Genomic DNA, 26,003 nt, shown 5'->3' on the forward strand with positions numbered 1-26,003 from the left:
ACGTCTGGCCTTCAGTCAAAACAGAGATAGCCGCAAAGTCACGCGACGAAACCATTACTATAATCCATTGCCCTTACTAATAGCTAACCGGGTGAGGAAATTACCCCGGCAATCGACTCTTAGGCCGTCCCGGCCCAAGCAGGATCGCCAGCTTGCTGCCGCCTTTGGTGGTTTCCATCCAGATCTTGCAAACGCTGGTGAGCGGCACCGACAGCAACATTCCTACCGGGCCCAGCAGCCATCCCCAAATCAGCAAGGACAGGAATACCACCAACGTCGACATCCCCAGGCGGTGGCCCATCATGCGTGGTTCGAGAATATTCCCGAGCACCATATGCACCACGAGGAAAAGCGCGCCCACCAGCATACATTCGTAAAACCCGTTAAACAGGAACGCCTGAATCATTGGCGGTACGGCGGAAAGCACCGCGCCAATGTTGGGGACGTAGTTCAGCAGAAACGCCAGCACGCCCCACATCAAGGCAAACTGCACGTCCATGAGCATCAGACCCAGCCAGACAATCACACCGGTCCACAGGCTTAACAAAGTTTTCAGCGCCAGATATTTGGAGACGCCCTTTAATGCGCGGTGCAGACCGGCAATGTGAATTTGCGGATTGTTTAACGCGAAGCGCAGCTTATAGGGAACATGGCGAACTTCGAACAGCATAAACACCACCGTCATTACGAGCAGCAGGATGCTGGCCATGGCGCCTGAAAGGCCGGTCATCAGGGTGGTGGCGTAGGTCATAATTTTTTCTGAATCCATTCGGCGCAACATTCGTTCTGGCGAGATATGCAGGTTAAGAAAGGGCATCATCTGCTGCAGATCCACCAGCTTGCGGGTCAGCTCTTTATTGTATTGCGGCAGCATGGTGGAAAACTCACTCAGCGATGCCGCCAGCACGCCAAACAGCCCCGTCAGGACAAACAGCATGACGATGACCACGATAGTGATGGCCACCGGCCTGCTGACGCCCCGGCGTAAAAACCAGGTCACCAGCGGGTTAAGCACAATCGCGAAAAAGAGCGCCAGCAGGAGCTGGACAATGATGTCTGCGGCCGCATGGATACCGGCGAGAATAACGACCAGGCAGGCGAGTTTGAGTAAGATGTGGAGACCTGCTTTGTCAGACTGGTTGGGTATCATGCGTTTTCCTTAATGTGGTTGCCCGTTAAGTGTAGTGCGCGGGCCCCGCTTCGTCTGGAGCCTGTAATCTGAAAGTGATTGCTGATTTTCTCATCCCGTCATGGTAATAGTGAAACACTGTTGTAAAAATCCAGGTTGAATCCATGCCCGAACCTTCCGCCGAACCCGTTCTTAGCGGATTGCGCCTCAATATGCGCATTGTTTCCGTTGTTATTTTTAACTTCGCCAGCTATCTCACGATTGGCCTGCCACTGGCGGTCTTGCCCGGCTATGTCCATGACGTAATGGGCTTTAGCGCCTTCTGGGCGGGGCTGGTGATAAGCCTTCAGTACTTTGCCACGCTGATGAGTCGCCCGCATTCGGGACGCTATGCCGACCTCTTTGGGCCGAAAAGCATTGTCATTGTGGGATTGTGCGGCTGTTTCCTGAGTGGCCTGAGCTACTTCCTGGCCGCAACGACCAGCCAGTGGCCGTGGGTTAGTCTGGCACTGCTGTGCCTGGGGCGCGTCATTTTAGGTATTGGGCAAAGCCTGGCGGGAACCGGTTCAACGCTGTGGGGCGTGGGCGTTGTGGGGGCGTCGCATATCGGGCGGGTGATCTCATGGAACGGCATTGTCACGTACGGTGCCATGGCTATTGGCGCACCGCTTGGCGTGGTCTGCTTCGCGTATGGCGGCCTGTACGGTCTGGCAATAACCATTATGGTCGTTGCGCTGCTGGCGATTTTGTTTGCCCTGCCGCGCCCTAAAGTGAAGGCCAGCAAGGGCAAGCCGCTGCCGTTTCGTGCGGTGCTAGGGCGCGTCTGGCCCTACGGCATGGCGCTGGCGCTGGCATCGGCGGGCTTCGGCGTGATCGCCACCTTCATCACCCTGTTCTACGACGCCAAAGGCTGGGACGGGGCGGCTTTTGCGCTCACCCTGTTTAGCTGCGCGTTTGTGGGGGCACGTTTACTCTTCCCGAATGGGATTAACCGTCTCGGTGGCTTGAACGTGGCGATGATCTGCTTTGCGATAGAGATTGTGGGGCTGCTGCTAACCGGTATCGCCAGCGAACCCTGGATGGCGAAAGTGGGCGTGTTCCTGGCGGGAGCCGGTTTCTCGCTGGTCTTCCCCTCGCTGGGTGTGGTGGCGGTGAAAGCCGTACCGCAGCAGAATCAGGGATCTGCCCTGGCAACCTATACGGTGTTTATGGATATGTCGTTAGGCATTACCGGGCCGCTGGCGGGGCTGGTGATGGCCTGGGCAGGCGTGCCGGTTATCTATCTTGCAGCGGCCGGGCTGGTGGCGATTGCCTTGTTGCTGACGTGGCGGTTAAAAAAATGGCCCCCGGTGCAGACACCGGAGGCCACGTCATCATCGTGAAGAATTACTGAATCACGATGGTGTTAATGATGTTTTCCGCAGTGGTCTGCGCTTTCTGCTGATTTTCGGCTGGCAGGGTAATCTGCAGGGTCAGCAGTTTGTTGTCGATCTTGCCCAGCACCACGGAAGAGTAAGCGGTCTGGCCTTTTGCAGAGATAATGCTGTCCAGCTGCTGCAGCGTGTGGCCTTTCAGTTCGATGGACTTGTTGGTCACGACCTGCAGCTGCGGGTCGCGGCTACGCTGCTGATCTTCCAGTCGTTTTGCCAGCACGCCCAGATCTTCACTGGTGTCGTCGCCAACAATCACAATCACTGCTTTCTGACCGGTGGCGTCGGAATACACGTGCATATTGTTCGCCTGAGTGCCCAGCTTGCCGCTCTGGTCAGTCATATCCGCTGGCAGGGAGAACGTAAGCTTCCCTTCCATCAGATTTACCGGCTGACCGGTTGCATTGCTTTCTGCAGATGCACCCTGAGCAGGCGTTTTCGTGTCGCTGTTATCACAGGCTGCAAGGCCCACAACCAGCAGGCCAATCCCGACATATTTAACCAGATTGCGCATTGACTTCTTCCTTTCGATAAACGGCCATAGCGGCTCATTCACCCATCTTATCACAACTGATAAAGCGAACCTTTAACCTGCCTGTAATGCCGTGATTTCAGATTTATCTGCCAGCCTTTTCAGCAGCATATTCAGCAGCACGCCGTACATCGGCAGGAAGAACACAATGCTGATAAGCACCTTGAAGCAGTAGTCTACCAGGGCGATTTCCATCCAGTGTTCGGCCATAAAAGCGTCCGGGCTGCGCCAGAAAGCGATGAAGAAGAACGCCAGCGTGTCGCTCACGTTACCGAACAGCGTGGACGCCGTCGGTGCCATCCACCAGCGGTGATTCTGACGCAGGCGGTTGAACACGTGCACGTCGAGGATTTGTCCCAGCGCGTAGGCCATAAAGCTGGCGGCGGCGATACGGGCGACAAACAGGTTGAAGTGCGTGAGTGCCTCAAAGCCCTGCCAGCTTCCCATATAAAACAGGGACGAAATCACGTACGACACGAACAGCGCCGGGAGCATCACGGCGAAAATAATGCGACGGGCCAGCGGCGCGCCAAAAATACGCACGGTCAGATCGGTGGCGAGGAAAATAAACGGAAAACTGAACGCGCCCCAGGTGGTGTGAAAACCGAAAATGGAGATCGGGAGTTGCACCAGATAGTTGCTGGAGGTGATCACCAGCAGATGAAAAAGCGATAGCCAGAACAACGCTTTTACGCGCTGCGATTGAGAAAACTGCGTCATATTGTGACCTTTTTGAACGTTGGGGTGAGGGAACCCAATAAAAACCGCCGCATCATACTGCTTTAACGGGACTTTGCAATGGCTAATTTTCACGCAATCGTTAACCTGGTTTGCATTGGCGGCAACCGGGCGTAAACTACAGCCGTTTTAACATGACCGAGAAGACCATGACCGACCTGTTTTCCAGCCCAGACCACACTCTTGATGCCCAGGGCCTCCGCTGCCCGGAGCCGGTAATGATGGTGCGCAAAACCGTGCGCAACATGCAAACCGGCGAAACGCTGCTGATTATTGCTGACGATCCGGCTACCACCCGTGACATCCCCGGTTTTTGTACCTTCATGGAGCATGAGCTGGTAGCGCAAGAGACAGAAACGTTGCCGTATCGGTATGTGATTCGTAAGGGTTAATAGCGTATCGGCCTCTAACCTTTATCTTTGCCCTCTCCTTTTGGGAGAGGGAATAAATCTTTCTAAACCATCGTTTCAGAAATTTGCGCTTTTGTGAGGCGCTTCACCTCCGCTTTTCCAGCCGTAGTCTAATTTTTAAGCGTATAAAAATAAAACACCGTTTTAACGCTTATCTCACTACCCTGGAGTTGACTCGATGAAAACGACCCTAACGCCGTTACTGGCCGCTCTGTGTCTGTCTGCTTTTACCTGCTCCGTCGCTGCCCAAACCATTAAAGCCGCTGATGTTCACCCTGAAGGCTATCCGAACGTGGTGGCGGTGCAGCATATGGGTGAAAAACTCAAACAACAAACTGACGGCAAGCTGGAAATTAAGGTTTTTCCCGGCGGCGTGCTGGGGGATGAAAAGCAGATGATTGAACAAGCGCAGATGGGGGCTATCGACATGATTCGCGTCTCCATGGCACCGGTTGCCGCCATCTTGCCCGATATTGAAGTCTTTACGCTGCCCTACGTATTCCGCGATGAAGACCACATGCACAACGTGATCGACGGGGACATCGGCAAGCAAATCGGTGACAAACTGACCGCCAACCCAAAATCGCGGCTGGTGTTCCTGGGGTGGATGGACTCCGGCACCCGCAATCTGATCACGAAAGAGCCGATCGTCAAACCGGAAGATCTGAAAGGCAAAAAGATCCGCGTGCAGGGTAGCCCGGTGGCGCTGGCGACGCTGAAAGACATGGGGGCGAACTCGGTGGCAATGGGCGTCAGCGAAGTGTACAGCGGGATGCAGACCGGCGTTATTGACGGGGCCGAGAATAATCCGCCGACCTTTGTCGCCCACAACTACATGCCGGTTGCCAAAAACTACACCCTGAGCGGCCACTTCATCACTCCGGAAATGCTGCTGTATTCGAAAGTGAAATGGGACAAGCTCAGCGCCGACGAGCAGCAAAAGGTTCTGACACTGGCCCGCGAGGCACAGTTCGAACAGCGCAAGCTCTGGCAAGCCTATAACGACCAGGCGCTGGCAAAGATGAAAGCCGGTGGAGTGCAATTCCACGACATCGATAAAACGGTGTTTATCAAAGCCACAGAGCCGGTGCGCGCGCAGTTTGGCGACAAGCATCAGGCGCTGATGAAAGCCATCGCTGACGTCCAGTAAACCGGAGTATGTATGTCCGAACTCTACCTGAAGTGGATGGACCGCCTGTACCTGCTCGCCATGACCGTGGCGGGTATCTCGCTGCTGGTGATGACGATTGTGATCCCGATTGGCATCTTCTCGCGCTACGTCCTCAATCGCGGCGAGTCCTGGCCGGAGCCGATCGCCATTATCTGCATGGTGACCTTTACCTTTATCGGCGCGGCAGTGGGCTACCGTGCCGGGTCACATATCGCGGTAAACATGCTAACCGACAGGCTGCCTGAGATGCTGAAAAACCTGTGCGCCCGTGTGGTCGATCTGCTGATGCTGCTGATCTCCGCGCTGATGTTCTGGTACAGCCTCTGGCTGTGTGTCGACCTCTGGGAGCAGCCGGTGGCGGAGTTCCCGCTCCTGACGTCCGGCGAGAGCTATCTGCCGCTGCCGCTCGGGTCGGCCATTTTGATCCTGTTTGTTGTTGAACGCCTGCTGTTTGGCTCGCAGGAAAACCGTCCGGTCGTGCTGATCGGTAACCACAGTTAAGGGGTGAACGATGGATGCTTTTGTTTTGTTATTCACCCTCGCCATTTTGCTGGCGCTGGGGATGCCGGTGGCCTTTGCCGTGGGTTTAAGCGCCGTCGCGGGGGCGCTGTGGATTGATCTGCCGCTGGAGGCGCTGATGATCCAGATAACCAGCGGGGTGAACAAATTTACCCTGCTGGCGATCCCGTTCTTCATCCTTGCCGGGGCAATCATGGCGGAAGGGGGCATCGCCCGTCGGCTGGTGAATTTTGCCTACGTGTTTGTCGGCTTTATTCGCGGCGGACTCTCACTGGTCAACATTGTGGCATCGACATTCTTCGGCGCAATTTCCGGCTCGTCGGTGGCGGACACGGCCTCCATTGGCAGCGTGATGATCCCGGAGATGGAGAAGAAGGGCTATCCGCGAGAATACGCGGCGGCGGTCACGGCCAGCGGGTCGGTGCAGGCGATTTTGATCCCGCCCAGCCACAACTCGGTGATTTATTCGCTGGCGGCGGGGGGCACGGTCTCTATCGCGACGCTGTTTATTGCAGGCGTGCTGCCGGGACTGCTGCTGGGGCTTTGCCTGATGATCATGTGCCTCGGCTTTGCCCATAAGCGCGGTTACCCCAAGGGCGAAAAAATCCCGTTTAAGCAGGCGCTGAAGATTCTGTTTGATGCGCTGTGGGGGCTGATGACGGTGGTGATTATCCTCGGCGGGATCTTGTCCGGGATATTCACCGCGACGGAATCCGCGGCGGTGGCCTGTCTGTGGGCGTTCTTCGTCACCATGTTTATCTACCGCGATTACAAGTGGAGCGAGCTGCCAAAGCTGATGTGCAGGACGGTCAAAACGGTCACTATCGTCATGATTTTGATCGGCTTTGCAGCGGCGTTTGGCGCGGTGATGACCTACATGCAGCTGCCGACCCGCATCACCGAGTTCTTCACCTCGCTGTCAGATAACAAGTACGTGATCCTGATGTATCTCAACGTCATGCTGCTGCTGATCGGTACGTTGATGGACATGGCACCGATCATTTTGATCCTGACGCCGGTACTGTTGCCCGTCACCAATTCGCTGGGGATCGACCCGGTGCATTTCGGGATGATCATGATGGTAAACCTGGGGATTGGGCTTATCACGCCGCCGGTAGGATCGGTGCTGTTCGTGGCGAGCGCGGTGAGCAAACAGAAGATTGAAACCGTGGTGCGCGCCATGCTGCCATTTTACGGCATGCTGCTGGTGGTGCTGGGAATGGTGACCTATATCCCGGCAATTTCGCTGTGGCTGCCGGGATTATTAGGAATGCAGTGAGTTGTGCGGCCTGATGCCCTCTCCCGTGGGAGAGGGTGCAAACACCAGAAACGGCAACCCGGTTGCCGTTTCATTTTTACCTTTGGCGCAGCAGCCTCAGCGCGTTCGCCGTTACCAGCACCGTCGCACCGGTATCGGCCAGCACCGCGAGCCACAGACCGGTCATGCCCAGCAGGGTGGTGACGAGGAATATCCCCTTCAGACCGAGCGCGATGCCGATGTTCTGACGAATGTTGGCCCGCGTGGCGCGCGCCAGACCAATCATCTGCGCCAGGCCGGTCAGGCGGTTATGGGTGAGCGCCGCGTCGGCAGTTTCCAGCGCCACGTCGGTACCGCTGCCCATCGCAATGCCGATGGTTGAGGCTTTCATCGCCGGCGCATCGTTGATTCCGTCACCGACCATCGCCAGCGGAGCATGACCGTTCAGTTCGGTTACGGCGCTCACTTTATCTGCAGGCAGTAATCCGGCTTTAAATTCCAGCCCCAGCTCGTGGGCAATCGCGGCAGCCGCACGCGGGTTATCACCGGTCAGAATCACCCCCTGAATCCCCAACTGATGCAGCGCCGCGACGGCCTCTTTCGCATCGTCACGCAGGGTATCGCGCAGCGCCAGCATCCCTTTTGCCACGCCGTTTTGCGCAACCACCACCACGGTTTGCCCGGCCTGCTCCAGCGTCTGGACCTGCTGAATTAACCCGGCTGCCGGGAATTTATCCGCCGCCACGATTAGCACCTTCTGGCCCTCAACGTCCGCTTCAATACCGGACCCGACCAGCGCCCGCTGCGCGGTTGCTACAGGGATGTTCAGCCCCCGCGACTGCGCCTCACGCACAATCGCCTGCGCCAGCGGGTGGGTTGAGCCCTGCTCAACGGCGGCGGCCAGCACAAGCAGTTCGTTTTCACTCACTTCCTGCGGATAAACCCCGGTGACCTGCGGTTTGCCCACGGTCAGCGTGCCGGTTTTATCAAACGCGATCTGCTGAACCTGGCTCAGCTGTTCCAGCGCGGCACCGCCTTTAATCAGCGCGCCGCGACGTGCTGCCGCCGCGAGACCGGAGGTAATGGCTGCCGGGGTGGATATCACCAGCGCACACGGGCAGCCAATCAGCAGCAGGGTCAGCCCTTTATAAATCCAGGCTTCCCACGGCGCGCCAAACAGCAGCGGTGGGACGAGGGTAACCAGCAGGGCGACCAGCATGATGGCGGGGGTGTAAATCCGGCTGAAGCGGTCGATAAAACGTTCGACCGGCGCGCGGCGCTCTTCGGCTTCTTCAATTAGCTTAAGGATACGGTCGATGGCGCTATCGCCCGGTTCGGAAAGCACCTTTAGCTGCACCAGACGATCGACGCTGGTGGCACCGGCAGGCACTTTTTCACCCACCGCGCGTTCCACGGGAATAGACTCCCCGGTCAGCGCGCTTTCGTCGAAACTTGCCGTCGGGGTAATGAGTTCACCGTCTGCAGGCAAACGTCCGCCCGCGGCGACTTCAATCACGTCCCCCGGGCGCAGGGTGCTGATGGCTACCGTTTCGCGCGTGGCGTTCACCACGCGCGTTGCGGTTTCTGGTTTGAGGGCCATTAGCGCGCTAACACCTTTACGTGCCCGGCTTGCGGCCCAGCCCTCAAGGCGTTCGCCAATTAAAAACAGCAGCAACACCATCGCCGCTTCTGCCGTCGCGCCAATGAACAGCGCGCCGATGGCCGCCACGCTCATCAGCGTTTCGATGGCAAACCAGCTCCCGCTTTTCATCAGACGCAGCGCCTGGCGGGCAATCGGGAACAGGCCGACCAGCGTGGTGGCGATAAAGGCCAGGTTGCCGAGCGGATGGTTAATCTGCTCCAGACCCCCGCTGAGGGCCATCATCACAACGAGCGCGACGAGCGGCAGGTTTTCTTTTAGAGGGGAGGTTTTCTCGACGGGGGCCGTTTCGTCACGCAGGGAATAACCCGCCTGGCTGACGGCAGCTTCAACCTGCTTACTCACGTTGCCCTCAGCGCTGACCAGCAGCTTTTCGGTGGCGAAGACGACCTGGACGTGGCTCACGCCCGGCACCTGCTTAACCGCATTTTCAACTTTGCGCGCGCAGGCGGCACAGTCCATGCCGTTAACGATCCAGCTGTAGCGATTGCCGCTTTCAGGCGGCGTTTCGACAGGCGTTTCGCAGACACCTTCGCTGCAGCAGAAGTCTTTCGACGGAACCGGGCTGAGCTTAAGTGCCGAAAATTGTGGGACTTTTTTAGGTGTTTCTGGAGTCGACATGGCAGTCTCCGGTAAATGATAATTTTCTCATTAACCGCAGCATACACTCTGGAGTCGACTCCAGAGTCAAGCGTTATTTAGATATACAACGAACGCACAATCAGGAAGTGCCCGGCGAAGTAGCAGGCGGCGGCAATCGCGTTATCGGCACGGAATCGGCGACGATAATGGCTGCCCAGCCAGACAATATTTCCGATCAACAGCAGCGCTGCACCAAAGAACGCGGACATCGCCGGGGATGTCGGACGGAAGAACCACAATTCACCGGCCAGCCATACCATCACCAGCGTCATGGCGATAAACGTGCAGACAGGTAAACGCATCTCTTCCAGGCGCGTCCAGATCACGGCCAGCAACAGCGCGCCAATCACCAGCAGCGCCAACGGCAGCGGCCAGAAGAAGGAGAGCGTCATCTGGCTGGCGAAGTAGATGGTATAGAGCAGATGCGACAGGAAGAAAGCGCCGATGGCGTACAGCAAACGCTGGCGCGGTAGCAGGGTTAACGCATCCCCAATGAGGGACGCGCACAGCCCGGCGAGTACCAGATAGCTGACGGCGTTAAACATCGGGGCTTGCCAGGCAAGCAGCAGGAGCAGCAACAGCGTGACGGGTTTAAACAGCCAGCGCTGCCAGGTAGGACCACGATACGACGCATCGACAAAAAGCCATGCGGACAAACAGACAGCGATAAATGACCAAAGCATATTAACTCCCTGTATCTGTTAATGCTGAATATTCAGTTTCTAATTCAGTGTAGTGACGCTGACAGGCGTTTGGCAATGCCGGGAAAGGCAGGGTATCCTGAATTCCGCATAATCTGATGGGATTTTTCAATGAGTAAGATGCCGCTATTTTTTATTATCGTGGTGGCGATAATCGTTATTGCTGCCTCGTTCCGCTTTGTCCAGCAGCGCCGCGAGAGGACCGATAACGACGCGGCACCGCTGATGCAAAAGCGCGTGGTGGTGAGTAATAAACGCGAGAAAGCCCTCAATGACCGGCGTTCGCGTCAGCAGCAGGTTACGCCAGCGGGAACGACCATGCGCTATGAGGCGAGCTTTAAACCCGAAAACGGCGGGCTGGAGATGACCTTCCGCCTGGAGGCGCAGCAGTACCATCAGCTGACGGTGGGGGAGAAAGGAACGTTGAGCTACAAAGGGTCGCGGTTTGAAGGGTTCCGGGTGGAATAATGCGCGATCGAGCCCCTCTCTGTGTGGGAGAGGGGTAGGGTGAGGGCATCAGGCTGCTTACTTCTTCACCTGCGCCTTGAACTTCTTCATCCACACCAGCAGTTCAAATACGCCAAAAATAAACACCCGCAGCTGCTGCCAGCCGGTCATCGGTGGTCCATCTTTCGGCAGGCCGTTTTTCAGCATCACCATCTGCAGGGCGTGCATGAACGACGTGAAAATCAGCGCCACGTTGACGAAGATATTCATCGGGCGCGGAAAGGGATGCACCAGATTCAGGATCAGGAACGCCCAGACGCCCAGCATCAGTAAACGCCCAAGATTAATCAGTACCGGCATTGGAGCCTCCTTGTGCCTGGCGGTGATAAAGACGATAAGCAACCTGACCGGCAACCTTCTCGCGGTGCAGATCCCAGTGCGCGGGCACCGGTGGTAAACCATTTTCCACTTCGCTTTCTACATAAATTAGCGCGTCATCCGCCAGCCAGCCATGTTTCTCCAGCAGGGTAAGCGTCTCTTCCAGTAGCCCTTTGCGGAACGGTGGATCGACAAACACGACGTTGTGCGGCGTTCCGGCCTGTGCGAGGAAACTGAGCGTGTTGGTATTCACCACTTTCGCGTTGGTGGCTTTCAGCGTCGCCAGATTTTGCTGCAGCGTTTGCGCAACGTTGCGCTCCATCTCCAGCAGCGTGGCGCTGGCGGCGTAGCGCGACAGCGCTTCCAGCCCGAGCGCACCGCTTCCGGCGAAGCAGTCCAGGCAGCGGGCATCCACCATTGACGGCGCCAGCCAGTTAAACAGCGTTTCACGAACGCGGTCGGTGGTGGGACGTAAACCGGGGCTGTCCGGCACCGGTAATTTCCGGCCTCGCCACTGGCCGCCGATAATACGAATTTGACCGGCCGGGGCGCGGTTGGGTTTCTTCATCTCAGGAAAGCTCTGTTAACAATTGGCCTACGATTGCGGGCGGTGATGTCAATTAAGTAAAGTGTTAGACTATTTCATCATTTTTTTAGCTTCCATGTATATAGCGCCGCGAGGAGTGTAGTCGCAGATGGCAAAACAAAAAAAACGTGGCTTCTTTTCCTGGCTGGGCTTCGGTGAAAAAGAGCAAGAAACAGAACAGAAACCCGAAGAACAACAAGCCGTTGAAGAGCAGTCGCAGCCTGAAACACCTGTAGAAACCGCAGCGGTTGTCGAAGCGGAAGAGCACGCGCACAGCAAAGAAGAGACTGAAGCCTTTGCCGAAGAGGTCGTTGAGGTCACTGAACAGGTTCAGGAGAGCGAAAAGCCCGAACCCGTTGTGATTGAAGACATTACCGAAACGCCGCAGGCTGTTATCGAACACGAAGAGCTGCCGCTGCCGGAAGAGGTTGCAGCCGAAGAGTGGCAGGCCGAAGCGGAAACCGTTGAAATTGTTGAGGCGGTGGAAGAAGAAGCAGAAATTGAGCCAGCGCTGAGCGACGAAGAGCTGGAAGCCCAGGCGCTGGCGGCAGATGCGGCAGAAGAAGCCGTTATCGTGGTGCCGGTTGAAGAACAGGCAGAAGAAGAGATCGTTCAGGAACAGGAAAAACCGACCAAAGAAGGTTTCTTCGCCCGCCTGAAACGCAGTCTCTTAAAAACCAAAGAAAATTTAGGTTCCGGATTTATCAGTCTGTTCCGCGGCAAAAAGATCGACGACGATCTGTTTGAAGAGCTGGAAGAGCAACTGCTTATCGCTGACGTGGGCGTGGAAACCACCCGTAAGATCATCGCCAACCTGACGGAAGGGGCAAGCCGCAAGCAGCTGCGCGACGCCGAAGCCCTGTACGGCCTGCTGAAAGATGAGATGGGTGAAATTCTCGCAAAAGTTGACGAACCGCTTAATATTGAAGGCAAAACGCCATTTGTTATTCTGATGGTTGGCGTGAACGGCGTGGGTAAAACCACCACCATCGGCAAGCTGGCGCGTCAGTTCGAGCAGCAGGGCAAATCGGTGATGCTGGCGGCGGGTGATACCTTCCGTGCGGCAGCGGTTGAGCAGCTTCAGGTTTGGGGCCAGCGCAACAATATTCCGGTAATTGCCCAGCATACCGGTGCCGATTCCGCCTCCGTTATCTTCGATGCCATTCAGGCGGCGAAGGCGCGTAACGTGGATGTGCTGATTGCCGATACCGCAGGGCGTTTGCAGAACAAATCGCACCTGATGGAAGAGCTGAAGAAAATCGTCCGCGTCATGAAGAAGCTGGACGAAGAAGCACCGCATGAAATTATGCTGACTATCGATGCCAGCACCGGACAGAACGCCATTAGCCAGGCGAAGCTGTTCCATGAAGCGGTAGGATTGACGGGGATCGCGCTGACCAAGCTGGACGGTACCGCGAAAGGCGGGGTGATCTTCTCCGTGGCCGATCAGTTCGGCATTCCTATCCGTTACATCGGTGTGGGCGAGCGTATTGAGGATTTGCGTCCGTTTAAAGCGGACGACTTTATTGAGGCATTATTTGCCCGAGAGGACTAACAATGATTCGCTTTGAACACGTCAGCAAGGCCTATCTCGGTGGGAGACAAGCGCTGCAGGGGGTGACATTTCACCTGCAGCCGGGCGAGATGGCATTCCTGACCGGCCATTCCGGCGCGGGGAAAAGTACCCTGCTCAAGCTTATCTGTGGGATCGAGCGGCCAAGCGCCGGGAAAATCTTTTTCAGCGGTCATGACATTAGCCGTCTGAAAAACCGTGAAGTGCCGTTCCTGCGTCGGCAGATCGGCATGATTTTCCAGGATCACCACCTGCTGATGGATCGCACCGTTTTTGATAACGTGGCTATTCCGCTGATTATTGCCGGTGCCAGCTATGATGATATCCGCCGTCGCGTCTCTGCGGCGCTGGATAAAGTCGGGCTGCTGGACAAAGCGAAGAACTTCCCGATCCAGCTTTCCGGCGGTGAGCAGCAGCGTGTGGGCATTGCCCGTGCGGTGGTGAACAAGCCGGCGGTATTGCTGGCGGATGAACCTACCGGTAACCTGGACGATGCCCTGTCAGAAGGGATTTTGCGTCTGTTTGAGGAATTCAACCGCGTAGGGGTGACGGTATTGATGGCGACGCACGACATCGGGCTCATTTCCCGTCGTTCGTACCGTATGCTGACCCTAAGCGACGGGCATTTGCACGGAGGCCACGGTGAACAAGCGTGATGCAATGAACCAGATTCGGCAATTCGGAAACCGGTTTGACCGTTTCCGCAAGCCACAGGGCGGTGGTGATGGCAATCGTCATGCGCCTAAGCGCGCAAAAGCGGCGCCGAAGCCTAACTCCCGCAAAACCAATGTGTTCAATGAGCAGGTGCGCTATGCCTTCCACGGCGCGCTGCAGGATCTGAAAAGTAAACCGCTGGCGACGTTTCTGACGGTGATGGTGATTGCCATCTCCCTGACGCTGCCAAGCGTTTGCTACATGGTCTATAAGAACGTCAACCAGGCGGCGTCGCAGTATTATCCGTCGCCGCAGATCACCGTCTATCTGGATAAAGCGCTCGACGATAATGCGGCCGCGCAAGTGGTTGGGCAAATTCAGGCCGAGCAGGGCGTGGAGAAGGTGAACTATCTCTCGCGCGATGAAGCGCTGGGCGAGTTCCGCAACTGGTCAGGATTTGGCGGCGCGCTGGATATGCTCGAAGAAAACCCGCTGCCCGCCGTGGCGGTGGTGATTCCGAAGCTCGATTTCCAGGGAACCGATTCGCTCAATACCTTGCGTGACCGCATCACCCGTATCCAGGGTATTGATGAAGTGCGCATGGACGACAGCTGGTTTGCGCGACTGTCTGCGCTGACCGGTCTGGTGGGGCGTGTTGCGGCGATGATTGGGGTTCTGATGATTGCGGCGGTGTTCCTCGTCATCGGTAACAGCGTGCGTCTGAGCATCTTCGCCCGTCGCGATAGCATCAACGTGCAGAAACTGATTGGTGCCACGGATGGTTTCATCCTCCGCCCGTTCCTTTACGGCGGCGCATTGCTCGGTTTTTCCGGCGCATTTCTTTCACTGATATTGTCAGAAATTTTGGTGATGCGGCTCTCGTCCGCCGTGACCGACGTCGCGCAAGTATTCGGAACCAAGTTTGATATCAGTGGGTTAGGCTTCGATGAGTGCCTGTTGTTGTTGCTGGTTTGCTCCATGATCGGCTGGGTGGCAGCATGGCTGGCAACGGTTCAACATTTACGCCATTTTACTCCCGACTAATAAAAGCGTGATATAATCTTTCCCTGCACCGAGATGTTTGCTCTGCAGGGAAAGTGTCCCTGTTGTCTCTTTCCCTGTTTTCATCTCCATGTCACATTTTGTGCGTAATTTATTCACCGTTGCACCTGGAACTTGTGGATAAAATCACTGTCTGATACAAGAGTGAATGGTAATCTCGCTGCTCAAACGCTTTGGCATGGTTGTTGCCTGATGGGGATAACCTGGACCAGAAGAGAAATATTGAGAGGAATGAATGACCAAAGAAATGCAAACTTTAGCTTTAGCCCCTGTTGGTAACCTGGAGTCATACATCCGGGCTGCGAACACCTGGCCGATGTTAACGGCCGAGGAAGAAAAGGAGCTTGCTGAAAAGCTGCATTACCAGGGCGATCTGGAAGCAGCTAAGACGCTGATCCTGTCTCACCTGCGCTTTGTTGTTCACGTTGCTCGTAATTACTCGGGCTACGGCCTGCCGCAGGCGGACTTGATTCAGGAAGGTAACATCGGCCTGATGAAGGCTGTTCGTCGCTTTAACCCAGAAGTGGGTGTGCGACTGGTCTCCTTCGCCGTGCACTGGATCAAAGCTGAAATTCACGAATATGTGCTGCGTAACTGGCGTATCGTGAAAGTCGCCACGACAAAAGCGCAACGCAAACTGTTCTTCAACCTGCGCAAAACTAAGCAGCGTCTGGGCTGGTTCAATCAGGATGAAGTTGAAATGGTGGCGCGTGAGCTGGGCGTAACCAGCAAAGACGTCCGTGAGATGGAATCCCGTATGGCCGCGCAGGACATGACGTTTGACATGTCTTCCGACGACGACGCCTCGGACAGCCAGCCGATGGCCCCGGTCCTGTATCTGCAGGATAAAACCTCTAACTTTGCCGACGGCATTGAAGAGGATAACTGGGAAGACCAGGCGGCGAACAAGCTGACCTTTGCGATGGAAGGCCTTGACGAACGTAGCCAGGATATTATCCGTGCCCGCTGGTTGGACGAAGATAACAAGTCCACCCTTCAGGAACTGGCCGACCGCTACGGCGTTTCCGCTGAACGTGTCCGTCAGCTTGAAAAGAACGCCATGAAGAAACTTCGCGCCGCTATCGAAGCGTAATTTCTGCGAAGTACCCGATAACCCTCGAATGCAAATTCGGGGGTTTTGTTTTTTTAGCACCCGCTCTGGCGAATTCCTCCCCCCTGGCAAACACTTACAGATGCGCTAAGCAGGCGAATTTCTCAGGGGGACAGGGTGAAAAATAACGAACTGAATGACCGGCGTTTGCAGGCAACGCCGCGCGGTATCGGCGTCATGTGTAACTTCTATGCCGATAAAGCCGAAAATGCCACAGTGTGGGACGTTGAAGGTAACGAATATATCGACTTCGCGGCGGGGATTGCGGTGCTGAATACCGGGCATCGCCATCCGAAAGTGATCGGCGCCATCGAAAAGCAGCTCAACGCCTTTACCCACACGGCCTACCAGATTGTGCCGTACGAAAGCTATGTGGCGCTTGCTGAGCGCATCAACGACCGCGTGCCGATTGATGGTCCAGCCAAAACGGCCTTCTTCTCCACGGGCGCAGAAGCGGTTGAGAACGCGGTCAAAATTGCCCGTGCGTACACCAAACGCCCCGGCCTCATCACTTTCGGCGGCGCCTTCCATGGCCGCACCTTTATGACCATGGCGCTGACCGGCAAAGTTGCACCGTACAAGCTGGGTTTTGGTCCCTTTCCAGGATCGGTCTATCACGCGCAGTTCCCCAACGACCTGCACGGCGTGAGTACGGCTGACGCCTTAAAAAGCCTGGATCGTATCTTCAAAGCGGACATTGCCCCGGATCAGGTGGCGGCCATTATCCTTGAGCCGGTTCAGGGTGAGGGTGGCTTCAACGTTGCCCCCGCTGATTTTATGCAGGCTCTGCGCGCCCTGTGCGATACCCACGGTATTTTGCTGATTGCTGACGAGGTCCAGTCTGGCTTTGCGCGAACGGGCAAGCTCTTCTCAATGGAACATCACTGCGTTAAGCCCGATCTGATCACTATGGCGAAAAGCCTGGCGGGCGGAATGCCGCTCTCCGCGGTATCGGGCAGGGCGGAGGTCATGGATGCGCCAGCACCCGGTGGGCTGGGCGGAACCTATGCCGGTAACCCGCTGGCGATTGCGGCAGCCCATGCGGTGCTGGACGTTATTGACGAAGAGGATCTCTGCACGCGGGCGGCACACCTGGGTCATCACCTCGTCGAGGTGCTGAATAAAGCAAAAGAAGGTTGTCCGTATATCGCGGATATTCGCGCGCAGGGCTCGATGGTCGCGGTGGAGTTTTGCGACCCGCAAACCGGGCAGCCGTCGCCTGAATTTACCCGTCAGGTGCAGGAGCGTGCGTTACAGGAAGGGCTGCTCCTTCTGAGCTGCGGCGTGTACGGTAACGTCATTCGCTTCCTGTACCCGCTCACCATTCCTGAAGTTCAGTTCCGCAAGGCGCTGGATATCATTTCCGCCTCGCTGACACGATAACGCCGCTGCCCGGCGTCGAAACCTCGCCGGGCTTAGCATATATACATTTCAAATTAGCTATTCCAAAATCATAAAAATGGGGTATGTTTTAGCAGAGTGTGCTGAAAAAGCGCGACCGGCACACCTATAAATGAAATAAAGCGCTACACAACAACATCACAACAATCGTTATAACCATAACAATGGGGATTCTCAGGATGAACATGAAGGGTAAAGCGTTACTGGCAGGATGTATGGCGTTGGCATTCAGCGCCATGGCGCAGGCCGATATTAAAGTTGCTGTTGTCGGCGCGATGTCCGGTCCGGTCGCTCAGTATGGAGATCAGGAATTTACTGGCGCAGAACAGGCCGTTGCTGACATTAATGCTAAGGGCGGTATCAAAGGCGAAAAACTGCAGATCGTAAAATATGATGATGCCTGCGATCCGAAACAAGCGGTAGCCGTAGCGAACAAAGTGGTGAACGACGGGATCAAATACGTTATCGGTCACCTGTGTTCTTCTTCTACACAGCCTGCGTCAGACATCTATGAAGACGAAGGCATTCTGATGATCACCCCGGCAGCGACTGCACCAGAGCTGACCGCACGAGGCTATAAGCTGATTCTGCGTACCACGGGTCTGGACTCCGATCAGGGCCCAACCGCTGCGAAGTACATTGTTGAAAAAGTGAAGCCGAAGCGCATTGCCATCGTTCACGACAAGCAGCAGTACGGTGAAGGCCTGGCACGCTCCGTGCAGGATAACCTTAAGAAAGCGAAAGCGGACGTGGTGTTCTTTGACGGTATCACTGCCGGTGAAAAAGACTTCTCTACGCTGGTGGCGCGTCTGAAGAAAGAAAATATCGACTTCGTTTACTACGGCGGCTATCACCCGGAAATGGGCCAGATCCTGCGCCAGGCACGTGCTGCTGGTCTGAAAACCCAATTCATGGGCCCGGAAGGTGTCGCGAACGTTTCCCTGTCTAACATTGCGGGCGAATCTGCTGAAGGCCTGCTGGTGACCAAGCCGAAGAACTACGACCAGGTGCCTGCGAACAAACCGATCGTAGACGCTATCAAGGCGAAGAAACAGGATCCAAGCGGCGCGTTCGTCTGGACCACCTACGCTGCGCTGCAGTCTTTGCAGGCGGGCCTGAATCAGTCAGCCGATCCGGCTGAAATTGCCACCTGGCTGAAAGCAAATTCAGTTGATACCGTGATGGGGCCGCTGTCCTGGGATGCGAAAGGCGACCTGAAGGGCTTCGAGTTCGGCGTGTTTGACTGGCACGCTAACGGTACGGCGACCGACGCCAAATAAACGCAAAAAGGCAACGTAAGTTGCCTTTTTTAATGTTTTCCCCCTCTCCCCGCGGGAGAGGGCCGGGGTGAGGGCATCAGGCCGCACTATTCAACCCTGGCGTTTCTCCCACCCATTCGCTTGCGCCGTAAACCCCAACGCCTGCATAAACGCCGCCATTACGCTGCGGTCTTCCACGCCGACGTCGGCCATCCACCACGCGCTAACGCTCGGGTTTTCGCGGATCACTTCTTCAATTAAATACTGCCCCACGCCGCGACGGCGGGTCACATCACGCACGCGCAATGAGTCTAGCGCACCCTGCGTACCGCTCAGCGTAACGCGTACTGCAGCCAGCAGTCGCTCGTTGAAGCGCGCGGCATAAATACGGTGAGTCTCGTCGACGGTCAGCGAGGAAGGGGAATATTCCGGCCAGATTTTGCCCAGGTCGATATGATCCTGGTCGCTAAAGGTCACCAGACGAACGATTGTCAGTTTCATTAGCTGCTTGTCCAAATCAAATAGAGTAGGGGCAGTGTACTCAATTTAGTCGCCTGGAGGCTTTCTCTTTTTATTCCCATTTACCAGGTGATTAGTTTTTTGGCATCGCAATGTGCAGTTCGAAAACACATGGATCGAAAAATAAGCAGGATTTTAACCTGAAGGGTAGTGATTTATTCGGCGCTTTGTACCGTTATATTATGCTGCAAACTGCACTTTTATTTGTTTATCTCTGTCTTGTTTCAGAATATTATCTTTGCTTAATCGCCTGAAAAATAGAGATATTAGTCTGGTTTTTGTAAAAAAACTGCGCTAAACCATTAAAGGCACTGGTAAAAATAGCGTTGTTCATTAAAAGTTCAGAATGCTTTTTAACCATAATAAAACAAAATATAAACATCACGTCACGAATGGGGATTCAGAGATGAAAAGGAACGCGAAAGCATTAATCGCGGGAATGGTTGCACTGTCGATTTCACAGGCAGCGATGGCGGAAGATATTAAAGTTGCGGTTGTCGGTGCGATGTCCGGCCCTGTTGCCCAGTGGGGTGACATGGAGTTCAACGGCGCACGTCAGGCCATCAAAGATATCAACGCCAAAGGCGGCATCAAAGGCGACAAGCTGGTGGGCGTGGAATATGACGATGCCTGCGATCCCAAACAGGCCGTCGCGGTCGCCAACAAAATCGTGAACGATGGTATCCAGTACGTGATTGGCCACCTGTGTTCATCCTCCACGCAGCCTGCGTCGGATATTTATGAAGATGAAGGCATCCTGATGATCACCCCGGGCGCAACCAACCCGGAACTCACCCAGCGCGGTTACCAGCATATTATGCGCACCGCCGGACTGGACTCCTCCCAGGGCCCAACCGCCGCGAAATACATCCTCGAAACGGTGAAACCGCAGCGCATTGCCATTATTCATGACAAGCAGCAGTACGGTGAAGGCCTGGCGCGATCCGTGCAGGACGGCCTGAAAAAAGGCGGCGCGAATATCGTCTTCTTTGACGGGATTACCGCAGGCGAGAAAGACTTCTCCGCGCTGATTGCGCGTCTGCAGAAAGAGAACATCGACTTCGTTTACTACGGTGGCTACTACCCGGAAATGGGCCAGATGCTGCGTCAGGCGCGCGCGACCGGTCTCAAAACCCAGTTTATGGGGCCAGAAGGGGTAGGCAATGCGTCCCTGTCTAACATTGCGGGTGATTCTGCTGAAGGCATGCTGGTGACGATGCCAAAACGCTATGACCAGGATCCGGCGAACAACGCTATCGTAGAGGCGCTCAAGGCGCAGAAGAAAGATCCTAGCGGTCCGTACGTGTGGATCACCTATGCCGCCGTACAGTCTCTGGCAACTGCCCTGGAGCGTACCGGCAGCAAAGAGCCGCTGGATCTGGTGAAAGATTTAAAAGCACACGGGGCGAACACCGTGATTGGGCCGCTGAACTGGGATGAGAAAGGCGATCTGAAGGGATTTGAGTTTGGTGTCTTTAAGTGGCACGCCGACGGTTCGTCCTCGGCCGCCAAATAATTATCCCACCGCCCGGACCACCGGGCGGGTATAAAAAGGTTTGTATATGTCTGAGCAGTTTCTCTATTTCTTGCAGCAGATGTTTAACGGCGTCACGCTGGGAAGCACCTATGCACTGATCGCCATCGGCTACACGATGGTTTATGGCATTATCGGTATGATCAACTTCGCCCACGGCGAGGTGTACATGATCGGTAGCTATGTCTCCTTTATGATCATTGCTGCCCTGATGATGATGGGCATTGACAGCAGCTGGCTGCTGGTTGCCGCCGGGTTTGTTGGCGCGATTGTGATTGCCAGCGCCTACGGCTGGAGCATAGAGCGCGTGGCCTACCGGCCGGTACGTAGCTCCAAGCGCCTGATTGCGCTGATCTCCGCCATCGGTATGTCTATCTTCCTGCAAAACTACGTCAGCCTGACCGAAGGCTCACGCGATGTGGCGCTGCCAAGCCTGTTTAACGGCCAGTGGATTGTGGGGGCCAGCGAAAACTTCTCTGCGTCTATCACCACCATGCAGCTGGTTATCTGGGTTGTGACCTTCCTGGCGATGCTGGCCCTGACCATTTTCATCCGCTACTCCCGTATGGGACGCGCCTGCCGCGCCTGTGCGGAAGACCTGAAAATGGCGAGCCTGCTGGGCATCAACACTGACCGCGTGATTGCCCTGACCTTCGTGATCGGCGCCGCGATGGCGGCGGTGGCGGGTGTGCTGCTCGGCCAGTTCTACGGCGTGATTAACCCGTATATTGGCTTTATGGCCGGGATGAAGGCCTTCACCGCAGCGGTACTGGGCGGTATCGGCAGCATTCCTGGCGCCATGATTGGCGGCCTGATTCTGGGCGTGGCCGAAGCCCTCTCCTCGGCGTACCTGAGCACTGAATATAAAGATGTGGTGTCGTTTGCCCTGCTGATTCTGGTTCTGCTGGTGATGCCTACCGGTATTCTGGGTCGTCCGGAGGTAGAGAAAGTATGAAACCGATGCATGTTGCAATGGCGTTGCTCTCTGCCGCCATGTTCTTTGTGCTGGCGGGCGTCTTTATGGGCGTCCAGTTAGAGCTGGACGGCACTAAGCTGGTCGTCGATACCGCGGCGGATATCCGCTGGCAGTGGGTGTTCGTCGGTACCGCGGTGGTGTTCCTGTTCCAGCTGCTGCGCCCGGTATTCCAGAAGACGCTGAAAAACGTCTCTGGGCCAAAATTCGTTTTGCCGGCGATCGACGGCTCTACCGTTAAGCAAAAGCTGTTCCTCGTGGCGCTGCTGGTGGCTGCCGTGGCGTGGCCGTTTGTGGTCTCGCGCGGTACGGTAGATATCGCCACCCTGACCATGATCTACGTGATTCTAGGGCTGGGTCTGAACGTGGTGGTGGGATTATCTGGCCTGCTGGTGCTGGGCTACGGTGGCTTCTACGCTATCGGTGCCTACACCTTTGCGCTGCTGAACCATTATTACGGTCTCGGCTTCTGGACGTGCCTCCCGCTGGCGGGGCTGGTCTCTGCGGCGGCGGGCTTCCTGCTCGGCTTCCCGGTGCTGCGCCTGCGCGGTGATTACCTGGCGATTGTGACCTTAGGCTTCGGCGAAATCGTCCGTATCCTGCTGCTTAACAACACCGAAGTGACCGGCGGCCCGAACGGTATCAGCCAGATCCCGAAACCCACCTTCTTCGGCCTGGAGTTCAGCCGTACCGCCCGTGAAGGCGGCTGGGATACCTTCAGCAATTTCTTCGGCATCAAGTACGATCCGTCCGATCGCGTTATCTGGCTCTACCTGGTCGCGTTGCTGCTGGTAGTCGTGACGCTGTTTGTGATTAACCGCCTCCTGCGTATGCCGCTGGGCCGCGCGTGGGAAGCGCTGCGTGAGGATGAAATCGCCTGCCGCTCGCTGGGTCTGAACCCGACCCGCATCAAGCTGACCGCGTTTACCATCAGCGCCGCGTTTGCCGGTTTCGCCGGGACGCTGTTTGCCGCGCGCCAGGGCTTCGTTAGCCCGGAATCCTTCACCTTTGCCGAATCCGCCTTTGTGCTGGCAATTGTGGTACTCGGTGGGATGGGCTCGCAGTTTGCCGTTATCCTGGCGGCCATTCTGCTGGTGGTCTCCCGCGAGCTGATGCGAGACTTTAACGAGTACAGCATGCTGATGCTGGGTGGGCTGATGGTGCTGATGATGATCTGGCGTCCACAGGGCCTGCTGCCGATGACCCGTCCACAGCTGAAGCTGAAACGCACCCAGGCAAAAGGAGAGCAGGCATGAGTCAGCCATTATTATCCGTTAACGGCCTGATGATGCGTTTTGGCGGCCTGCTGGCGGTCAACAACGTGAATCTGGATCTGCACAAGAAAGAAATTGTCTCCCTGATTGGCCCGAACGGCGCGGGGAAAACCACAGTCTTTAACTGCCTGACCGGTTTCTACAAGCCGACGGGCGGCACCATTACGCTGCGCGACCAGCATCTTGAGGGCTTGCCTGGTCAGAAGATTGCCCGGATGGGCGTCGTGCGTACGTTCCAGCACGTGCGTCTGTTCCGTGAAATGACGGTGATTGAGAACCTGCTGGTGGCACAGCACCAGCAGCTCAAAACCGGCCTCTTCTCCGGCCTGTTGAAAACGCCGGCCTTCCGCCGCGCGCAGGAAGACGCTCTGGATCGCGCCGCCATCTGGCTCGATCGTATTGGTTTGCTGCAGCACGCTAACCGCCAGGCGAGCAACCTCGCGTATGGCGATCAGCGTCGTCTTGAAATCATCCGGTGTATGGTCACCCAGCCGGAAATCCTGATGCTCGACGAACCGGCTGCGGGCCTCAACCCGAAAGAGACCAAAGAGCTGGACGAGCTTATCGCCGAGCTTCGCGATCATCATGACACCACCATTCTACTGATTGAGCATGACATGAAGCTGGTCATGGGCATTTCTGATCGTATCTACGTGGTGAACCAAGGGACGCCGTTGGCAAACGGCACGCCGGAAGAGATCCGCAACAACCCGGACGTGATCCGCGCCTATTTAGGTGAAGCATAATGGGGGCGAGCCATAAGATGGATAAAGCGATGTTAACGTTCGACAAGGTCAATGCTCACTACGGGAAGATTCAGGCGCTGCACGATGTCAGCCTGTATATCAATCAGGGCGAAATTGTCACCCTGATTGGGGCCAACGGGGCAGGTAAAACCACGCTGCTCGGAACCTTGTGCGGCGACCCGCGCGCCACCAGCGGGCGGATTGTGTTTGATGATAAAGATATTACCGACTGGCAGACTGCCAAAATCATGCGCGAAGCGGTGGCGATTGTTCCGGAAGGGCGCCGCGTCTTCTCCCGAATGACGGTGGAAGAGAACCTGGCGATGGGCGGCTTCTTTGCGCACCGTGACCAGTTTCAGACCCGCATCAAATGGGTATATGAACTCTTCCCGCGCCTGTGGGAGCGTCGTATCCAGCGTGCGGGCACGATGTCCGGCGGTGAGCAACAGATGCTGGCGATTGGCCGAGCGCTGATGAGTCAGCCACGTCTGCTGCTACTGGATGAACCGTCGCTCGGGCTTGCACCGATCATCATCCAGCAGATCTTCGACATCATTGAACAGCTGCGTAAAGAGGGGATGACCATCTTCCTCGTTGAGCAGAACGCCAACCAGGCGCTGAAGCTCGCTGACCGTGGCTACGTGCTGGAAAACGGCCGCGTGGTGCTTGAGGATACCGGTGACGCGCTGCTGGCGAACGAAGCGGTGCGCAGCGCTTACCTGGGCGGATAGTAAAAGCAAAAAGGCAACGCACGTTGCCTTTTTAATGTTTTCTTTCACATTTCCATCATCCCTCTGACGCCTTGCTGTCATCTATCTGTAAGCAAACAGTTATTTTTCTGTCATTCGAGCATGTCATGTTACCTCGCGAGCACAAAACGCGTGATATCGCGCATCCGGCACAACAAGAGAGATGACAATGACATTGTTACGACACACAGCTTTAGGTCTGGCACTGAGTCTGGCTTTTGCGGCAAACGCAATGGCTGTGACGACCATTCCATTCTGGCACTCCATGGAAGGGGAGTTGGGGAAAGAGGTTGACTCCCTGGCGCAGCGTTTCAACGACACCCACCCGGATTACAAAATTGTGCCGGTGTACAAAGGTAACTACGAGCAGAGCCTGAGCGCGGGTATTGCCGCTTTCCGTACCGGCAATGCGCCTGCGCTGTTACAGGTTTATGAAGTGGGAACCGCCACTATGATGGCCTCTAAAGCCATCAAGCCGGTGTACGAAGTGTTCAAAGACGCGGGCATCAACTTTGACGAATCCCAGTTCGTGCCGACCGTGTCCGGCTACTACACCGATTCCAAAACCGGACACCTGCTGTCTCAGCCGTTCAACAGCTCTACGCCGGTGCTGTACTACAACAAAGATGCCTTCAAGAAAGCCGGTTTAGATCCGGAGCAGCCGCCCAAAACCTGGCAGGATCTTGCCGAGTACACGGCGAAGCTGAAGGCCGCAGGCATGAAATGCGGTTACGCCAGCGGCTGGCAGGGCTGGATCCAGATTGAAAACTTTAGCGCCTGGCACGGCCTGCCGGTTGCGACCAAAAACAACGGTTTCGACGGCACCGATGCGGTGTTGGAGTTCAACAAGCCTGAGCAGGTGAAGCATATCGCCCTGCTGGAAGAACTCAACAAGAAGGGCGACTTCAGCTACTTCGGGCGTAAAGACGAATCTACCGAGAAGTTCTACAACGGTGACTGCGCCATTACCACCGCCTCTTCCGGCTCGCTGGCCGATATCCGTCACTACGCCAAATTCAACTACGGCGTGGGCATGATGCCTTACGATGCTGACATGAAGGGCGCGCCGCAGAACGCGATTATCGGCGGGGCGAGCCTGTGGGTGATGCAGGGCAAAGACAAGGGCACCTACAAAGGCGTAGCCGAGTTCCTCGACTTCCTGGCGAAGCCGGAAAACGCTGCCGAATGGCACCAGAAGACCGGCTATCTGCCGATCACCAAAGCCGCGTATGACCTGACCCGCGAGCAGGGCTTCTACAGCAAAAATCCCGGTGCAGATATTGCCACGCGTCAGATGCTGAATAAGCCACCGTTGCCGTTCACCAAAGGCCTGCGTCTGGGCAACATGCCGCAGATCCGAACCATCGTTGATGAAGAGCTGGAAAGCGTCTGGACCGGGAAGAAAACCCCACAGCAGGCGCTGGATTCTGCAGTAGAACGCGGTAACCAGCTGCTGCGTCGCTTTGAGCAGTCGACGAAGTCGTAATTCAAACCTTACCCCTCACCCCGGCCTTCTCCCCAAAGGAGAGAGGGTTAGGGGTAACCTA

General features: G+C 56.1%; 26 protein-coding genes. 18 read left to right on the plus strand and 8 right to left on the minus strand.

The annotated features are described in order from the left end of the window. Nucleotides 1-100: 100 nt before the first annotated feature. Entirely contained in the window at nt 101-1,150 is a 1,050-nt protein-coding gene (locus V5P19_RS17330; protein WP_334405474.1) for an AI-2E family transporter, read from the minus strand. A gap of 143 nt (nt 1,151-1,293) precedes the next feature. Between V5P19_RS17330 and V5P19_RS17335 the strand changes: the two genes are divergently transcribed. Beyond that, the gene (locus tag V5P19_RS17335; RefSeq protein WP_334405476.1) at nt 1,294-2,511 is read left to right on the plus strand and encodes an MFS transporter; all 1,218 of its coding nucleotides are present in this window, start codon (nt 1,294-1,296) and stop codon (nt 2,509-2,511) included. A 4-nt stretch (nt 2,512-2,515) separates the two neighbouring features. Here the strand turns inward: V5P19_RS17335 and V5P19_RS17340 are convergent, their stop codons facing one another. After that, nucleotides 2,516-3,073, minus strand: a complete 558-nt coding sequence (locus tag V5P19_RS17340) for a DcrB family lipoprotein (RefSeq protein ID WP_334405478.1) — start codon at nt 3,071-3,073, stop codon at nt 2,516-2,518. Between the two features lie 72 nt (nt 3,074-3,145). Further along, nucleotides 3,146-3,811 (minus strand): 7-cyano-7-deazaguanine/7-aminomethyl-7-deazaguanine transporter, encoded by a 666-nt coding sequence (locus V5P19_RS17345; RefSeq protein WP_010436525.1) that lies wholly within the window; start codon nt 3,809-3,811, stop codon nt 3,146-3,148. A 167-nt stretch (nt 3,812-3,978) separates the two neighbouring features. Here V5P19_RS17345 and tusA point away from each other — a divergent pair, with 167 nt between their 5' ends. From tusA to V5P19_RS17365, 4 genes are all read left to right on the plus strand, one after another. Beyond that, entirely contained in the window at nt 3,979-4,221 is a 243-nt protein-coding gene (gene tusA, locus V5P19_RS17350) for a sulfurtransferase TusA (protein WP_334405690.1), read from the plus strand. 196 nt (nt 4,222-4,417) lie between these two features. Next, on the plus strand, nt 4,418-5,389 hold the full coding sequence (locus V5P19_RS17355; RefSeq protein ID WP_334405481.1) for a TRAP transporter substrate-binding protein: 972 nt from the start codon (nt 4,418-4,420) through the stop codon (nt 5,387-5,389). Nucleotides 5,390-5,401: 12 nt separating this feature from the next. Beyond that, on the plus strand, nt 5,402-5,911 hold the full coding sequence (locus V5P19_RS17360) for a TRAP transporter small permease (protein WP_334405483.1): 510 nt from the start codon (nt 5,402-5,404) through the stop codon (nt 5,909-5,911). Between the two features lie 10 nt (nt 5,912-5,921). Beyond that, nucleotides 5,922-7,208, plus strand: coding sequence for a TRAP transporter large permease (locus V5P19_RS17365; protein ID WP_334405485.1), 1,287 nt, complete (start codon nt 5,922-5,924; stop codon nt 7,206-7,208). Between the two features lie 76 nt (nt 7,209-7,284). Here V5P19_RS17365 and zntA read toward each other — a convergent pair whose 3' ends face one another. Both zntA and V5P19_RS17375 read right to left on the minus strand, forming a co-directional pair. After that, nucleotides 7,285-9,468, minus strand: a complete 2,184-nt coding sequence (gene zntA / locus V5P19_RS17370; RefSeq protein WP_334405487.1) for a Zn(II)/Cd(II)/Pb(II) translocating P-type ATPase ZntA — start codon at nt 9,466-9,468, stop codon at nt 7,285-7,287. Nucleotides 9,469-9,545: 77 nt separating this feature from the next. After that, a complete protein-coding gene (locus tag V5P19_RS17375) occupies nt 9,546-10,172 on the minus strand; it encodes a lysoplasmalogenase (protein ID WP_334405489.1) in 627 nt (208 codons plus the stop codon). 129 nt (nt 10,173-10,301) lie between these two features. Here V5P19_RS17375 and V5P19_RS17380 point away from each other — a divergent pair, with 129 nt between their 5' ends. After that, on the plus strand, nt 10,302-10,658 hold the full coding sequence (locus tag V5P19_RS17380; RefSeq protein ID WP_334405491.1) for a DUF2500 domain-containing protein: 357 nt from the start codon (nt 10,302-10,304) through the stop codon (nt 10,656-10,658). A gap of 57 nt (nt 10,659-10,715) precedes the next feature. On the opposite strand, the gene V5P19_RS17385 is transcribed toward V5P19_RS17380, so the two are convergent. Together V5P19_RS17385 and rsmD are read right to left on the minus strand one after the other, a co-directional pair. Next, a complete protein-coding gene (locus tag V5P19_RS17385; protein WP_334405493.1) occupies nt 10,716-10,997 on the minus strand; it encodes a DUF1145 family protein in 282 nt (93 codons plus the stop codon). Further along, the gene (gene rsmD, locus V5P19_RS17390) at nt 10,981-11,583 is read right to left on the minus strand and encodes a 16S rRNA (guanine(966)-N(2))-methyltransferase (RefSeq protein WP_334405495.1); all 603 of its coding nucleotides are present in this window, start codon (nt 11,581-11,583) and stop codon (nt 10,981-10,983) included. The genes V5P19_RS17385 and rsmD overlap by 17 nt, the downstream gene beginning before the upstream one ends. 127 nt (nt 11,584-11,710) lie before the next feature. Here rsmD and ftsY point away from each other — a divergent pair, with 127 nt between their 5' ends. The 6 genes from ftsY (at nt 11,711) to livJ (ending at nt 18,682) form a co-directional block, all read left to right on the plus strand. Then, nucleotides 11,711-13,156 carry a signal recognition particle-docking protein FtsY gene (gene ftsY / locus V5P19_RS17395; RefSeq protein WP_334405497.1) on the plus strand — a complete coding sequence of 482 codons (1,446 nt, stop codon included), beginning with the start codon at nt 11,711-11,713 and terminating at the stop codon, nt 13,154-13,156. 2 nt (nt 13,157-13,158) lie between these two features. Further along, a complete protein-coding gene (gene ftsE / locus V5P19_RS17400) occupies nt 13,159-13,830 on the plus strand; it encodes a cell division ATP-binding protein FtsE (RefSeq protein ID WP_119937559.1) in 672 nt (223 codons plus the stop codon). Continuing rightward, complete coding sequence (gene ftsX / locus V5P19_RS17405) at nt 13,817-14,872, plus strand: permease-like cell division protein FtsX (protein ID WP_334405501.1); 1,056 nt, start codon at nt 13,817-13,819, stop codon at nt 14,870-14,872. Before ftsE ends, ftsX begins: the two co-directional genes overlap by 14 nt. A 253-nt stretch (nt 14,873-15,125) precedes the next feature. Next, complete coding sequence (rpoH, locus tag V5P19_RS17410; RefSeq protein WP_334405503.1) at nt 15,126-15,983, plus strand: RNA polymerase sigma factor RpoH; 858 nt, start codon at nt 15,126-15,128, stop codon at nt 15,981-15,983. Nucleotides 15,984-16,118: 135 nt separating this feature from the next. After that, nucleotides 16,119-17,384, plus strand: a complete 1,266-nt coding sequence (locus V5P19_RS17415) for a 4-aminobutyrate--2-oxoglutarate transaminase (RefSeq protein ID WP_334405505.1) — start codon at nt 16,119-16,121, stop codon at nt 17,382-17,384. A gap of 197 nt (nt 17,385-17,581) precedes the next feature. Next, nucleotides 17,582-18,682 carry a branched chain amino acid ABC transporter substrate-binding protein LivJ gene (gene livJ / locus V5P19_RS17420; protein WP_334405507.1) on the plus strand — a complete coding sequence of 367 codons (1,101 nt, stop codon included), beginning with the start codon at nt 17,582-17,584 and terminating at the stop codon, nt 18,680-18,682. 90 nt (nt 18,683-18,772) lie between these two features. On the opposite strand, the gene panM is transcribed toward livJ, so the two are convergent. Further along, complete coding sequence (panM, locus tag V5P19_RS17425) at nt 18,773-19,162, minus strand: aspartate 1-decarboxylase autocleavage activator PanM (RefSeq protein WP_334405510.1); 390 nt, start codon at nt 19,160-19,162, stop codon at nt 18,773-18,775. 424 nt (nt 19,163-19,586) lie between these two features. On the opposite strand from panM, the gene livK reads away from it, so the two are divergent. The 6 genes from livK (at nt 19,587) to ugpB (ending at nt 25,942) form a co-directional block, all read left to right on the plus strand. After that, complete coding sequence (gene livK, locus V5P19_RS17430) at nt 19,587-20,696, plus strand: high-affinity branched-chain amino acid ABC transporter substrate-binding protein LivK (RefSeq protein WP_334405512.1); 1,110 nt, start codon at nt 19,587-19,589, stop codon at nt 20,694-20,696. Nucleotides 20,697-20,742: 46 nt separating this feature from the next. Next, on the plus strand, nt 20,743-21,669 hold the full coding sequence (gene livH, locus V5P19_RS17435; protein ID WP_010436488.1) for a high-affinity branched-chain amino acid ABC transporter permease LivH: 927 nt from the start codon (nt 20,743-20,745) through the stop codon (nt 21,667-21,669). Continuing rightward, nucleotides 21,666-22,943 (plus strand): high-affinity branched-chain amino acid ABC transporter permease LivM, encoded by a 1,278-nt coding sequence (locus V5P19_RS17440; RefSeq protein WP_334405515.1) that lies wholly within the window; start codon nt 21,666-21,668, stop codon nt 22,941-22,943. Before livH ends, V5P19_RS17440 begins: the two co-directional genes overlap by 4 nt. Continuing rightward, entirely contained in the window at nt 22,940-23,707 is a 768-nt protein-coding gene (gene livG, locus V5P19_RS17445) for a high-affinity branched-chain amino acid ABC transporter ATP-binding protein LivG (protein WP_334405517.1), read from the plus strand. The genes V5P19_RS17440 and livG overlap by 4 nt, the downstream gene beginning before the upstream one ends. Before the next feature lie 17 nt (nt 23,708-23,724). After that, nucleotides 23,725-24,438 (plus strand): high-affinity branched-chain amino acid ABC transporter ATP-binding protein LivF, encoded by a 714-nt coding sequence (livF, locus tag V5P19_RS17450; RefSeq protein ID WP_334405519.1) that lies wholly within the window; start codon nt 23,725-23,727, stop codon nt 24,436-24,438. A gap of 187 nt (nt 24,439-24,625) precedes the next feature. After that, nucleotides 24,626-25,942 carry a sn-glycerol-3-phosphate ABC transporter substrate-binding protein UgpB gene (gene ugpB / locus V5P19_RS17455; protein WP_334405522.1) on the plus strand — a complete coding sequence of 439 codons (1,317 nt, stop codon included), beginning with the start codon at nt 24,626-24,628 and terminating at the stop codon, nt 25,940-25,942. Nucleotides 25,943-26,003 lie beyond the last annotated feature (61 nt).

The sequence above is a fragment of the Enterobacter sp. UNJFSC 003 genome, from assembly GCF_036903355.1.
Lineage (GTDB): Bacteria > Pseudomonadota > Gammaproteobacteria > Enterobacterales > Enterobacteriaceae > Enterobacter.

Bases quoted from the DNA above. Each gene is read 5' to 3' on its own strand.
- livF (WP_334405519.1), top strand. From the start codon at position 23,725: ATGGATAAAGCGATGTTAACGTTCGACAAGGTCAATGCTCACTACGGG.
- V5P19_RS17345 (WP_010436525.1), bottom strand. From the start codon at position 3,811: ATGACGCAGTTTTCTCAATCGCAGCGCGTAAAAGCGTTGTTCTGGCTA.
- V5P19_RS17340 (WP_334405478.1), bottom strand. From the start codon at position 3,073: ATGCGCAATCTGGTTAAATATGTCGGGATTGGCCTGCTGGTTGTGGGC.
- zntA (WP_334405487.1), bottom strand. From the start codon at position 9,468: ATGTCGACTCCAGAAACACCTAAAAAAGTCCCACAATTTTCGGCACTT.
- V5P19_RS17440 (WP_334405515.1), top strand. From the start codon at position 21,666: ATGAAACCGATGCATGTTGCAATGGCGTTGCTCTCTGCCGCCATGTTC.
- V5P19_RS17365 (WP_334405485.1), top strand. From the start codon at position 5,922: ATGGATGCTTTTGTTTTGTTATTCACCCTCGCCATTTTGCTGGCGCTG.
- V5P19_RS17355 (WP_334405481.1), top strand. From the start codon at position 4,418: ATGAAAACGACCCTAACGCCGTTACTGGCCGCTCTGTGTCTGTCTGCT.
- livG (WP_334405517.1), top strand. From the start codon at position 22,940: ATGAGTCAGCCATTATTATCCGTTAACGGCCTGATGATGCGTTTTGGC.
- rpoH (WP_334405503.1), top strand. From the start codon at position 15,126: ATGACCAAAGAAATGCAAACTTTAGCTTTAGCCCCTGTTGGTAACCTG.
- V5P19_RS17360 (WP_334405483.1), top strand. From the start codon at position 5,402: ATGTCCGAACTCTACCTGAAGTGGATGGACCGCCTGTACCTGCTCGCC.
- livJ (WP_334405507.1), top strand. From the start codon at position 17,582: ATGAACATGAAGGGTAAAGCGTTACTGGCAGGATGTATGGCGTTGGCA.
- ftsE (WP_119937559.1), top strand. From the start codon at position 13,159: ATGATTCGCTTTGAACACGTCAGCAAGGCCTATCTCGGTGGGAGACAA.
- ftsY (WP_334405497.1), top strand. From the start codon at position 11,711: ATGGCAAAACAAAAAAAACGTGGCTTCTTTTCCTGGCTGGGCTTCGGT.
- ugpB (WP_334405522.1), top strand. From the start codon at position 24,626: ATGACATTGTTACGACACACAGCTTTAGGTCTGGCACTGAGTCTGGCT.
- V5P19_RS17380 (WP_334405491.1), top strand. From the start codon at position 10,302: ATGAGTAAGATGCCGCTATTTTTTATTATCGTGGTGGCGATAATCGTT.
- V5P19_RS17335 (WP_334405476.1), top strand. From the start codon at position 1,294: ATGCCCGAACCTTCCGCCGAACCCGTTCTTAGCGGATTGCGCCTCAAT.
- livK (WP_334405512.1), top strand. From the start codon at position 19,587: ATGAAAAGGAACGCGAAAGCATTAATCGCGGGAATGGTTGCACTGTCG.
- V5P19_RS17330 (WP_334405474.1), bottom strand. From the start codon at position 1,150: ATGATACCCAACCAGTCTGACAAAGCAGGTCTCCACATCTTACTCAAA.
- panM (WP_334405510.1), bottom strand. From the start codon at position 19,162: ATGAAACTGACAATCGTTCGTCTGGTGACCTTTAGCGACCAGGATCAT.
- V5P19_RS17375 (WP_334405489.1), bottom strand. From the start codon at position 10,172: ATGCTTTGGTCATTTATCGCTGTCTGTTTGTCCGCATGGCTTTTTGTC.
- V5P19_RS17385 (WP_334405493.1), bottom strand. From the start codon at position 10,997: ATGCCGGTACTGATTAATCTTGGGCGTTTACTGATGCTGGGCGTCTGG.
- tusA (WP_334405690.1), top strand. From the start codon at position 3,979: ATGACCGACCTGTTTTCCAGCCCAGACCACACTCTTGATGCCCAGGGC.
- livH (WP_010436488.1), top strand. From the start codon at position 20,743: ATGTCTGAGCAGTTTCTCTATTTCTTGCAGCAGATGTTTAACGGCGTC.
- rsmD (WP_334405495.1), bottom strand. From the start codon at position 11,583: ATGAAGAAACCCAACCGCGCCCCGGCCGGTCAAATTCGTATTATCGGC.